This is a genomic window from Pedobacter sp. N36a, assembly GCF_014472395.1.
In the GTDB taxonomy this organism is placed as follows: domain Bacteria; phylum Bacteroidota; class Bacteroidia; order Sphingobacteriales; family Sphingobacteriaceae; genus Pedobacter.
In genome coordinates, this window is record NZ_JACSZW010000005.1 from 42844 (window position 1) to 55973 (window position 13130).

General features: G+C 41.0%; 8 protein-coding genes. 3 read left to right on the forward strand and 5 right to left on the reverse strand.

The window, feature by feature from the left end; translation table 11 throughout:
* Positions 1–18: 18 nt before the first annotated feature.
* Genes H9X96_RS11230 through H9X96_RS11240 form a run of 3 tightly spaced genes read right to left on the reverse strand, consistent with a single transcriptional unit; the run spans position 19 to position 3509 of the window.
* Positions 19–2661: a TonB-dependent receptor gene (locus H9X96_RS11230; RefSeq protein WP_187666373.1), complete on the reverse strand. Its 2643-nt coding sequence runs from the start codon at positions 2659–2661 to the stop codon at positions 19–21.
* On the reverse strand, positions 2658–3020 hold the full coding sequence (locus H9X96_RS11235; protein WP_187666697.1) for a GLPGLI family protein: 363 nt from the start codon (positions 3018–3020) through the stop codon (positions 2658–2660). Before H9X96_RS11235 ends, H9X96_RS11230 begins: the two co-directional genes overlap by 4 nt.
* A 12-nt stretch (positions 3021–3032) precedes the next feature.
* Positions 3033–3509 carry a hypothetical protein gene (locus H9X96_RS11240; RefSeq protein WP_187666374.1) on the reverse strand — a complete coding sequence of 159 codons (477 nt, stop codon included), beginning with the start codon at positions 3507–3509 and terminating at the stop codon, positions 3033–3035.
* 113 nt (positions 3510–3622) lie between these two features.
* Here H9X96_RS11240 and H9X96_RS11245 point away from each other — a divergent pair, with 113 nt between their 5' ends.
* Positions 3623–4282 carry a serine hydrolase gene (locus H9X96_RS11245; RefSeq protein WP_187666375.1) on the forward strand — a complete coding sequence of 220 codons (660 nt, stop codon included), beginning with the start codon at positions 3623–3625 and terminating at the stop codon, positions 4280–4282.
* Between the two features lie 269 nt (positions 4283–4551).
* Here H9X96_RS11245 and H9X96_RS11250 read toward each other — a convergent pair whose 3' ends face one another.
* Positions 4552–5205, reverse strand: coding sequence for a DUF1349 domain-containing protein (locus H9X96_RS11250; protein WP_187666376.1), 654 nt, complete (start codon positions 5203–5205; stop codon positions 4552–4554).
* A 95-nt stretch (positions 5206–5300) separates the two neighbouring features.
* Here H9X96_RS11250 and H9X96_RS11255 point away from each other — a divergent pair, with 95 nt between their 5' ends.
* Entirely contained in the window at positions 5301–6065 is a 765-nt protein-coding gene (locus H9X96_RS11255) for a response regulator transcription factor (protein WP_187666377.1), read from the forward strand.
* A gap of 50 nt (positions 6066–6115) precedes the next feature.
* On the forward strand, positions 6116–12235 hold the full coding sequence (locus tag H9X96_RS11260) for an MG2 domain-containing protein (RefSeq protein ID WP_187666378.1): 6120 nt from the start codon (positions 6116–6118) through the stop codon (positions 12233–12235).
* Here the strand turns inward: H9X96_RS11260 and H9X96_RS11265 are convergent.
* Positions 12226–12840: a hypothetical protein gene (locus H9X96_RS11265; protein ID WP_187666379.1), complete on the reverse strand. Its 615-nt coding sequence runs from the start codon at positions 12838–12840 to the stop codon at positions 12226–12228. The two genes, H9X96_RS11260 and H9X96_RS11265, sit on opposite strands and share 10 nt — an antisense overlap.
* Positions 12841–13130 lie beyond the last annotated feature (290 nt).

Below are 13130 nucleotides of genomic sequence, written 5' to 3' on the forward strand. Positions count from 1 at the left end.
TTATAGACCAGCAAACAATTATTTGATCTTGAATCGAACCTTCAGCAGTACTTGTGCAGGCCTTAGGTTATAAGTCGTATAATATGTACTCAGTTCATTATATACCGCAGAGGCATACTCCTTCACATTAAACACGTTGTTATATTCCAGATTAAATTCCACACGCTTATAGGTATATTTTGTAGCCAAATCAGCAAACTTCATCGACTTACTGGCCCCGGAAAGTGAGTTGTTATAAAAGTGCTCCATGGCCAGGTTAACTGTCCAGCTTTTTGACGGGAAAAAACTCAGCTGCCCCCTTTGAATACTCCTGCTAATGGGCTTGAAATGATCATCACCTTGAACGATTTTATTGAAACTTTTCGAATATTGATAAGCATAAGATAGGCTCGCCCATTTTTCTATTTTACTGACGATAGCTGGCTTGATACTATATTGATCATTTTGAAAATAGAAAATCAGTCCCTGACTAATTTGTGAAGCATTGGAATGGCTGTATTCCATTTCAAGCCTGATTGTAGCAGCAATGGCCTCTATCCCTTTACTAAAGATTACAGACCATAAATATCCATTATTAACATTTGGAAGTTCATATGTTCTCTTCAAGCTTCTGATCCCTTCATAATCGTAACCATACATCAAGCTCGCTCTTTTTTTGAAATAGCTGACACTCAAGTTAAGAAACACTTCATGAACAGGATGCCGATAGGCCAAATCAACAAGGTAACTCTGACTTTTTTTTTCTGGCAATGCGCCTTCATTCCTCAGCAAACTTCGGTAAGATTGCAGTACATAACCTGTAAATCCATTTTCCAGATCCCCCAATTCATTTCCATAGTTCGCCCGAAATGTCATATTCCAAAGCAAGCTCAATTCATACCTCAGGGAAAACGACGGGTTAAAGAATACTCGTTTTGTAGCATTACTCCATCCGCTTAGCCTGTCATTGCGATCTAAGTAATTATAGACCAATGGAAGCTGAAGTGTAGCGCGCAGCTTGTTTTTTGAATAGGTATAATCAGGACTTACAAATACTTCATAAGTATTCCAGCTCAAATCATTGCGCAATGAATCTACCATTATACTTAAGCTGCCTCCTTCATTCAAACCCTGTAGCGCAGACCTGAATTGCTTTAAATTCGCATTAAAACCAATTGAATAATCCTGTTTAAAGGCCTTAGCATTTACGCTATAAGTTACCTTGTTTAGGCTACGAAAACTTTCCTGATCGAGCGACTGCCGCATGAAGTGATACGCGGCACTATTTTCAAACAATTCAGGGTACAACAAAGGTTTAATCTTCAACACCTGTGGATTACTTTCATATCCCTGGTAAGCATAAAAGCGCCATGTTGCCCGAGCATAATTCTTCAGCGTAATGAAGGTATTCGTCAGACGAAATGTGGGCTTCTGTAATTCCTGGAACAGCTGCTCAGAATTGAAGACCTTCCCTTCCGCCTGATTCCATTTCCCTGTAAATTTCAATGTATTGTCCAGGTAATACTTGTCTTTATTGTCATTCAGCTGCAGTGTTCCTTCCAGATAGTTAATCTGTTCGGTTGCCGCTAATGTTTCTTCCACAATAAGCAGGCTATCGGCAGGTAAATAATACACAGAACGGGAAGAACTTTCACGATCCTGACGATCATTAAGATAACTCAAATTAGCGGTCAGCTGCAAGTCGTTTTTTGTTGCCCATAACTGGTTCACAGTCCCCATATTTGCCCTATTAAACAAATAGTGCTTCTGACTGATTTCTGGCAGTCCCGGCGACTGCAGGTTTAAAGAACTCCCTTCTTTCATCGTTTTATCACTGGCATAAAAGGACTGGAGTGCCTTGGACACCTCACTCCCAGTGTTGTTCCCTTTGTAAGTGTCCAGGTGCTGCTTATTCTTATCAAAATACATCGCTGATAGCTCATGATGGTACAGTATTGGCGCAGCACCGGCTCCCAGCTGTGCATTTGCCGTTAATATACCTTTTGCGCTATCTTTCAGCTTCAAATTAATCGCAGCCTCCTCTTTAAATTCCTTATCCTTGAGTACTTTGATGGGTTGGTGGTTTTCCAGCACCTGTACCATAGCCACATCCTTAGCGGCAACATTATTTGTGGCAATCCCATAACGTCCCTGCAGGAGGTCCTTACCCTCAATATAAAATTTACTGATCGGTTTGTTATTGTACAAAATGGAACCATCTTCTTTTACCTGAATCCCTGGCATTTTTTTTAGGGCATCGCCGATGGTACGGTCATTTTGATCGATGAAAGCATCAGTCAGGTAATTTAAAGTATCATTCAGCCGACGGATTCTAGGTGGAGTTACTTTGATCTCCTTCAACTTGATGGCTTCGGGAATCACACCAAAATTTCTAACCTGACTCGTATTCCTAAGTAGAATAGATTGCTTTTGGATGTTCAATCCGGAAACGATAATCAACAAACTATCTGATTTACTGCTGAAATTCAAAAGATAACGTCCTTTAAGATCTGTAGAAGTAAACGCAAATACTGCCAGGCCATTTTTTTCTTTTACCGTTACACTGATTCCAATCAAAGCCTTTCCATCATTTTTATTGCTAATTTGCCCTTGAATGATCGTCTGCCCTTTCACATCAATGGCTAACCAGGCCAGAAACATCAGCATCAATGCCCTGATCATTCGGTTTCAATTGGGGTATAATCCACCTCTCCAGGTATTTCAGCAATCATCATATCCCCCGCATTGAAGTTAATCTGCATGCCACGACCTTGCTTCAATTTCTGCTTTTCAAATTCTGCTCTGGTACATTTCAAACTGCTCTTTTCATCCAGCTGAATCAATTGCGGCATTGACAGCTGCTTCAATCCAACCAGCTGAAAAGAAAACAAAGCTTTAGTATCTTCAATTTTAACGATCAATCCAGGCAAGCCGCTAAACTTCCATGGGCCATCATTTACGGGCACATCGGTTGTAAACCAGGCGATGTAATCTCTTCCCCTGAAGCTAAGACTAGCCTTCTGACACAGATAAGATGCAATTGTAGCCGTGTCCTACGAGACCTTCCAGCTCATTTTATCTAATGAATCCACGTATAAAAACCGTTGTCCCATACCTACGTAATCCAGGACTTTCAATTGATTGGATTTTTTGATTTTAAAGACTTGAAAACTTTCCCCTTCAGCAGAACTAGAACTGACGGTCCCAACCATACCTGACAAATCTTTACTGCTCTCCCCCTTAAAAATGCTGATGCTTTTTATAATAGAAGCGTCGGTATTTTTCATTTTTGCAGCAACCAGGGAATCGCGGCCCAACCTTGCGGGATCGTAAAATCTGGAAAGCTCGGATCCGATATCCAATACCATCGTATCCACGCGATAAGGTTTAAGGTCAGTCGGTTTCTTTTTGATAAAGGCGTAATAACACCTTAAAGATGCTTGATCAATGGTGTTTTTGCCCTTTTTTTCCTGTGCAGCACTGCAAATACTCAGTGTGCAAATACAGAGGGTGACTAATAATTGCTTCATATTTAATCCAGTTTAGGAAAGCTAAACTACGTCTATGTTTTTAGACAAACAAGAGCAAAGCGCATATTTGTCTAAAAACATAGACAAATATGGTTACTGTTTTATTTTCCTTAATGAGAATAGTTTTTTTCATTACCGACAAAAAGCAATTTACTGGATTTTCTAACTCAGATGTAAACCAAAAAGTCTATGAGTTTTTTCCGGAATACCCCTTCCTAAAAAGCGATCCGAACAAAAAACTAATGACCTTAAAAAACCTACTGGAAATGAAATCTGGTGTGGACTGTGAAGAATTCAACGGCACAAAAGATTGCGAAGAAGGAATGGAATGGAGCAAAAATTGGGTAAAGTATGCTTTAGAACTGCCTATGAAAAATAAGCCTGGAATAGAATGGTCTTATACCTCTATGGATCCAGTAATTCTTAGCGGAGTCATCAGCAAAGCAACAGGAATGTCTGTGATGGATTTTGCCGATAAATATTTATTTAAACCTCTAGGTATTTCCAAGTACAGATGGACGCTGGATCCAAGTGGAAATGCCATGACCGGCGGCTCTTTTTATATCCGCTCCGTAGACCTCATAAAACTAGGACAATTGGTCAAGGATAAAGGGATTTACAATCGTAAGCAAGTGATATCGAAGAAATGGATTGTGGAGTCTACCCTTTGTGACATTGCCATCCCTGATTTTTCAAATATGAAATCCAGCAGAAGTAAAGCGGGTATCCCCAGCCTACTTTTTACGGCTATTACTGGTACCGGGAAAGGATAAAAACGAATGGGCTGCAAGCGGATTTGTTATTTGCCTCAGGTAACGGCGGACAATTCGTTTTCATCATCGAGGAACTAAACCTGACCGTAGTTTTTACGCAAACTAATTACGGATCTTATAAAGGAAAACAAGCCTTTGAAATCATGGCCAAATATATCTTGCCAAACTATAAACACTGATGTTTCCTGAATCCGAGAAAACATCAGTGTGGTTCAATTCCTCCCCTAGTTTCCTAATCTATGAGGAGATTAAGGGAGGAATGATCATGACTATGGATTGGCATTTTTCTTCAGCCATTCCAATCTTCGCTGATCAGGCAATTGCTGAACACTAAAGTTTTCAAACTTCGCATTGAATCCATTTCCATCCGGGCTAGCGGCCATAAATCCAACCATTACCGGCACATTATCCTGCAGATGGGCATTGCGCATCATGATATAGGTTTTATCATCAAAAGAATAAAATACTTCTACCGCATCCAGTCTTCTTACCGCCTTTATCCATACAAATTCAGGAACTTTATCCAATGTGGTGACACTCCAATCACTTGTTTTGTGTGTCACTACTGTGCTTAAATTGTACTTACCATCTACAAATTCAATCCCCGCTTTGATGTAATTTTCATGGTCTACACGCAGCATCAATCCCATTTGGTCAAAACGCGCTTTATAGTTTCCAGTGATCTTCACCTTGGTTTCAAACTCTCCGCCAAAGATGCTGTAATAAAATGGTGCATCATCAACGGTAAAACCGTAATGGGAAATCCTCCAGTAATCACTTTGAGGAGTCACAGACATCGTTAAGGCATTGTTTTTAATTTCCCATTTTTGAGGCTCATTAAACCACTGCATCTTTTCCAGACTTTGTGCAGATCCTGTTTGTGCCATCGCGAATCCAATGAGACTTAAAATAATTTTCTTCATTTGTTGTTTTAAGTTAATAACCATACTTTACATTTACCTTCCAAAGGTAAAACACCATAAATACCACTCCAATACTGAATTATAACCATATTGAAATGAACATCATCCATAAGTTAAATGAGCAGCTTTTGACCCAGTCTTTTGGAGCAGAGCACGATCAGCCGACCAGCCTGAGCCAATACCAATTTATGGCCCTGATGTATTCCAGGATAGAAAACTCGATAGCGGTATTGAGTGATATGAATGCCAATAAAAGTTACATCTATAAAGGCAAGGCAGCTCAGGCCCTCGGCCTGGGTGAGAATGAAAGTTCAGAAGAGATCAACTCGATATGGGAAGAAGCTATTTTCAATAAAATCCATCCAGACGACCTCTTTGAGAAACACCTGCTTGAACTGCAGTTTTTCAATATCATCAAAAATCTGCCTATTGAAGAACGATCCGACTATCAGGTAAAAAGTAAGATCCGAATGGAGAACAAAACGGGGGATTACACATTTGTAGAGCACCGCATGTTTTATGTCTCCAGTATGGTAAACGGCAGTCTGTGGCTGGCACTTTGCCTATATCATCTTTCTACTGATACCTCTACCGCAGCAGCACCCTATGCTTTCATCCTAAATTCCGCTACTGGCCTCAGCATAAAACCTGACGAACAGGCGGTCAATCAGCTCTTATCCAGTCGTGAAAAAGAAATTTTAAAGCTCATTAGGAAAGGCAAGATGAGTAAAGAAGTAGCCGACCTATTGTCTATAAGTATCCATACCGTCAATAGACACCGTCAGAATATATTAGAAAAGCTAAGAGTAAACAATTCTCTGGAAGCCTGTAGAATTGCAGAAAGAATGAACCTGATATAAGGAAAATAAATCCCTATATTCAACACGTTTATTACGCTCAACTATATTCCATGAATTACCTCTCTTCGCTAGTAGCCTTACTATTGGTCTTGACGATGACGGCCTCAAATGCCGCCGCTCAAGTTTTACCCAGCAGCAATTGGACCGATATTGAAAACTCCATTAAGACCAGCAGAAACCTACAAGAAACATTGGCAAAGGTCAATAAAGCAAAATTTGAGGCCCAGTTAAAAGGGAATGAAATTGCATTTGCAAGGTATGCCTACTATCAAATGCTCATCAAAGACCTAAAAACAGAAGATAGTCTTTATTTCAAAAACAGCGCATTCATCGACAGTCTGTTAACAGATCCCGCCAGTTCAGATCTCCTTAAAAACGTCATGCATCTTTTACAGGCCAGACGCTTAAAACTGAGTCAATTTAAAAACCTGAAGTTCAAGACTTTTCGCTTCCCACCAATCATCGAGGCCTATAACTACAGAATACTGACCCAGCAGGAAAGAGACAGTCTGATCAGATCGCATTTCGATGCCGTCTTAAAACCAGGCAAAATACCACAAAAAGCAACTGAAGACCTCAATTGGCTTTCCTCCACTGCAGATCAGCTGCCATTCAAGGCTGATCTGGCAGATATTGCGCATTCCGAAAGAATTTCTTATGAGTTTGGTAAAAATAACATACTTCCTTTAACAGCCGATCAGGTAAAAGAATTAATTACTGCAAGTTCCGCCAAATTCGGGAGTCAAATCATGGTACTCAATGCCATGGATAAATCTGGTTCAAAACTATTGGAGTCTTACCTGCGCTGGATGGATCAGCACATAGCTAGTCCAGAGAAATTACAATACATTCAGCTGCTGTTGAAATACCTGATGTATACACAGTACCAGGAACATGAAATGGTCAGGAAAGCCTGGAAGAACTACCTGCAGGAGGGCTTAAAAGATAAATCTCAAATTACAACTGCCGCCGCTGCCTACCATTTGTTTCTGCTATATTTTAGAGAAGGAAGTAGGTATGGGGTTCAATTTCAAGATAAATATAAAGGACAGCTTGCACTTGCTGTCAATTTGCACGAACAACATCAGCTCCTTTTAAATCAATTCCCAAGCTACAGGAACGGTCTGGAAACCATGCTGAGAAAAATCAAAGCGCAGGAATTAAGATTTCAGACCGAGGATCGACAAATACCTGGGCAACCTATTCTAATTACCACAAGATACAGAAACGCGCAAAAGCTATTTTACAGGATCGTAAAAATCGGCGTAGAAGAACTACTGCCAACCGACAAAATGAAACGGTTAGCCCTGCTGCTCCGCAAGCCAGCCTTCCGGGATTCCAGCTTTACGCTCCCCTATTTAGCAGGAGATTATGATAAACATAGTACTTATTTAAAACTGGAAGCTTTACCAATCGGATCCTATTACCTGCTATTTTCTGTAAAGGAGATCAAGGATGATCAATCCAACACTTCTATTGAAGACCTGAAGCTCCTGGTTTCCAACCTTGCCGCAGTAAATACCGGCGATCGTTTCATGGTACTCCACAGAAAGACCGGCGCTCCGCTTAAAGACGTAAAAGCGAGTGCCAGTTATTACCTGAAAGAGAAAAATAAAAAAGTAATCCCGGAGCAGCTCAGCAAACAAAACTTCCTTTCTGATGCACAGGGTTTTATATTCAGTGGAAAAAAAAGTGCCGACAATATTGTGTTAATTTTAGGCAAAGACACCCTCCTTCACCAATTTACAGCTGATGCAGATCAATTGCCAAAAGGAGTTTACCATGAGGCGGAGTATGAGGATCTGGAGGACTTTTATGACGAGGAAGCAAAGCTCCATATTTATACAGACAGAAGTATTTACAGACCTGGTCAACAGGTATTCTACAAGGTCATTTTATCGACAAGAGACGCTGCGACAGGAACACCGGTAGTTTTCAGCGAAGCGACCAACCCAACTTTCAAAAAATGGCTGTTGCTCAACAAACCCCAGTTAATATTAAAGAACCCTAACCGTAAAACAATCGATACCATAAAGCTCAATCCAGATGCGTATGGTAGTTTCTCCGGATCCTTCCTCCTGGCTAAAGATGCATTGCCGGGAAGATGGGAGATCAGCAGTAATCATGTTGATGCCGAAAGTGGAGACTTCAGAGTAGAGGAATATAAACGTCCTACCCTGGAAATGACCATGGAAAAACCGAAAGAAGGAACCATACCTGGTGAAACCTTCGAATTGAAGCTAAAAGTAAAATCACTCAGTGGAGCAGATCTGAAAAATGTAATGATTAGCTATCAACTGGAGAAAGATGATTTCAAATATGGTCGTTCCAACCGTAAAAAAACAAGATTACTCGATAGCATTGGCTATACCGATACACAGGGTGAACTGGTGATTCGGGTAAAAGACGCTATTGATCCTGAATCCTTGAAATCCCGCGACAACGAGCAATGCTTAAGCTATCAGCTGAACGCCATAGCAACGGAATCTAGCGGCGAAAGCATCCAGTTTCAAGACCAGTATTTTCTTTCTTCCTGGCCGGTAAAAATCGATATCCCTACAGAAAACTACTACGACAGAAAGCAGCTTCCAACACTTTCGATCCTAGCTAAATCAACGGTCAGTAGTTACAAACCTGATCGGATCAATTTAAGTATTTATAAGCTGGAACAAGTACTGGATACCTTGAACCCTAAGAAAGTAGACCAATGGTTATACTCAAAAGAAAACCTAAAGAATTGGTTCCCTAACCTAAACCTCTACGAACAAATAAAACAGGAAAAACAGTTGTTGTTGACGCAAGAGATGGTCATAGACAGCGCAGCGAAGTATGTACTCCATAAAGAGTTGTTCACAACTGGCAGCTATGAAATCATAGCCAGCACTCAGAAATCCGGACAGCTCAGCGGGCAATCAACCCGAACATTTCAGGTTTTTGATAGTCAGGAAAGAACAGTTCCTGGTCAACTAAAAGATTTCAATTACCTCCCTTATAATTCCGTAAATGCTGGAGATACGCTCAGTTCCTACACCGCAGCTGTAGGCCATGCTTATGTCACTTATTGCCTGAAGTATTATGCAAAAACAAATAAAGGACTCGCTATAAAAACCCTTTACCATAGCCAGTATCAAAACAAAGGATTACAGGTCTACGCGATTAAAATGCCTAAAGACGCGGTAGAAAATCTCCTTTTCACCAGTGCTTATGTGCTGAATAACCATTTGTATAAAAATGAGCATTCCATCTATTTACAACCAACTTTAAAAGAACAGCCAGAGATTATTATAGAAAAGTATAAGAAAGTAATGACTCCGGGCGCCAAAGAAACATTCAGCATTTCCATTAAAACAGCAAAGGAAAATATTGCGGCACAACTCATGACCGTCTTATATGATGCTTCGCTGGACAAATTGGAATCCCACAATTGGGGCAGCCCCTTTAACAGTTATTTCAATGGTTATTTTAGCAGATCCTGGAGCTACAATGTAACGAATATACAGCGAAGTAACTTCGATCTTATGCAGCTCCGCAATGACGACTTCATCAACGATGACTATTACCGCAGCAGCAACCTCTTCCAGGGCAGAGTTCCAGGCCTGAGTATTGAAGGTGAATCTCAGGAAAGCAATCGACTGGATGAAGTGGTGATGAAAGGATACGGCATGCAAATGAATGGTTCTGTCCAAATTCGCGGATTAAGCCAGCAGGCGATTCAAAATCAGGTCCTGATGATTGTAGATGGTGTTCCTTACACCGGTTCCCTAGATAAATTTGACCCTGGGACCATTCAGATGATGGTATTAAAAGGCGCGGAAGCTACTGCCCTATACGGTTCCAATGCAGCTGGAGGGGTCATCATCATCAGCACAAATGGGAAAATCATATTACCAAAGACCATAGAAGAACCAAAAGCGGTGATCCGTAAAGATTTTAAGGAAACGGCCTTCTTTTATCCGGCCATATATGCTGATAAAAATGGCCTGTACACCTTCAGTTTCACCATGCCTCAAACTGCCACCGCATGGAACTGGAAAATGCTTGCCCATACTCAAAAAGGTTTATTTGCTTATGCAGAACGTAAACTCAATACCCGGTTAAATTTAATGGTACAGCCCAATATGCCCAGGTTATTATACCAGGGAGATGAGCTGGTTTTGAAAAGCAGGGTCAGCAATTTGGACAGCATCGCCATGAATGTGAAACTGAGCTGCAGAATTGAAGATGCAGTAACAGGCGAAGACCTCACCTTGCGGCTTTTAAAAGGGCAGTCGTCTAAAATGATCTATCTGCCGGGACAACAAACCAGCAGCGATGGTTTCAATTTTAAAATACCAGAAGATCAACTGAACCCTTTAAAAATTTTGACCACCGCCACTGGCCCCGGAATTGCTGATGCAGAAGAACACACCCTGCCTATTCTCCCAAAAAAGATTTTTGTACGTGAACAGTTGCCGCTCGTTTTTTCAACTAAAGACAGCGTTATTAATACACCGGTGTTTCCTTCCGATGTGGAATTATATGGGCTGGGTATCTACATTGATCCTAAGCCTCAAGCGGCAGTCATCAATGCCCTGCCCTACCTGGTCAATTATCCTTATGATTGCGCTGAACAGACTTTCAACAAATTGTTTGCCTATGTAACCGCAGGAAAACTGATGAAAACAGATGCTGCAATTGCCGCGTCTTTCCTTAAAGCAGGTCAGGTATTAGCCACAGATAGCAGCAGGTCGTCCCTGCTTCCTGATGAACTGACCGAAAACAGTATGCCTTGGCTAAACCTGGCAAACCATGCTGCTAAACAGCAAAAACAGCTTTATCAAACTTTAGATACACTGGCCAGCAAATCCAAAATGCTCAGCCTCCTGGAGAAATTATATAAAATGCAGAATTACGATGGCGGAGTACCCTGGTTTGAAGGTGGCCTGAGTAACAACTGGATTACCAATTACCTGATCCGTGGATTTGCGAAGCTGCAAAAAGCAGGCTGGATCGCTCCAAAACCGCAGGAGCAGGAAGCATTTCTAAAGAAAATGATTACTTATGCTGATCTTCAATTTCTAAATAACAACGCGGACTCCCGTCTGGATTACGCTGATGCCCGCTCCTATTGGAAAAGTCAATATATCATTGAGCAGCCAGTTTATACTAAAATTCAGGAATCGATCGGAAATCATTTTGAAACCTTAGATAAAGCGTCCATATACACTCAGGCATTATGGATTACTGCCGCCTCAAAATACGCGATTAAAACTGATCAACTTACTGCCAAAATTGAGTCTCAGCGAAAGAACATCCTGGAACGCGCCATCAGCGATGAACATTATGGACTGCGCTGGAAAGAACTTTCGAGCGGAGAGAATTTAAACCATTCGAAAGAAGAAACCATCGCCATGCTATACGAAGCTTTTGCCGGGAATAAATCAGTCAGACATGGCCTGGTTAAATGGATGCTAACTGCCAGAAAGGACTATAGCTGGAGCAGTACCACAGGTACTGCCGCGGCGATTGAAATGATTCAGGCTACCCCGGAACTGAACATCAGTGCAGCTGCCGATATAGTAACCGCTAAAGTTGAAGATCAAGAGATCAGTGTTTCCAATGACATGATGAGCGGGAAAAGCAATCAATTTATCGCCTTATCGAAAAAATCATCAACAATCCAGATCTCCGCAAATCATCCTGCTGCAGGTGGTTTAACCTGGTATTATTTTAGTGCATCCGCAAATACGGATGCCCCTAACCCGGCGCTGAAACTGGTTAAAAGTCTTTACACCTTTAATGCTAAGCTGGATAAATGGCTGGAACTCGCCCCTGCTCAGGAAGTAAAAGTTGGGGATAAAATCAAAGTCCTGCTTACTGTAGAAACAGAAAAGCCCCTGCGTTTTCTGCAAATTGACGACAAGCGTGCAGGGGCTTTTGAACCATTGAACAACAGCAGCGGACAGCAATATGAAGCTGGTATCCCTTATTATAAAGCCATCAGAGACAGCGGACAACAATTGTTTATTGACTTTTTACCATCTGGCAGATCAGAGTTCAGTTATGAAGTCATCGTTAGCCAGGAAGGAACTTTTAGAAATGGTGCCGCAGTATTACAGTGTTTATATCACCCCGGAATTACCGCTTACAGCAACTCTATCATGATCCGATCGAAAGCGGCTCAGCAATAGCTGCATTTATTTACAACCCCAGTAAAAGGGCATTTCTTCACAGGAATGCTTAATTTTTTTAAACTAGATATGATCTTATTGATTTGGATATTGCCATCTTCTACACGCAAAATATTGTCGCAGTCTTCTAAATCAAAATTGATCCTGAACGCCGGAACCTGAGCCATTGAGCTTAGAAATAAATAGCTCAGCAGAGATAGACAGTTCACCATTGATTTTCTGCTTGCGTGCCCTAACTTTATGGCTGGTAGCCATGTGATAATAATATGGATACCATTTTCATTGACTTTATAATACCTCAAAGTGAGCTGCTCTTCTTTCTTCTCAAAATGATAGCCCAGCAGGCTCAAAATTGGTCTTTGCAATAGTGGTATATCTGGCCGCGCATAAGCCCTATCCTTTTCACTCAGTCTAAAATCTACCGAAGCAATAGCAAAATTTTCTAATAATCTTTGTACCTTATTGAGACACACAAATGAACTATCTATAGGAAAATTAAACGATTCACCTTCCTGTTTTTCACAATAGGAACCCTCAGCGCGAATGCGCAGACCTACAGCATTTCGAAAACTGTAAATATCTTTGGCGACACCGTCGAAACCCAAAAAGATCGAACCTTAAGGGGCATTGCCACCATCACGAATTCCACCGATATTTTGGCAACAAAATAAAAACCATCACCGGTCGTAATGGAGAAAAGATTCAGTCTATTAAAAAATCTAAAGATATTTTCGGGAACGATAACGTAGAGATTTTCGACGAAAAAGAACGGTCTACCACTACCATAAAAACGACTACCGATATCTTTGGAAATGAGACCAAACATGTAAGCGGTTCAAATGTAAATGAAATCTGTTCGGTTAAAAAAACAAACGACATTTTCGGAAATGAGACC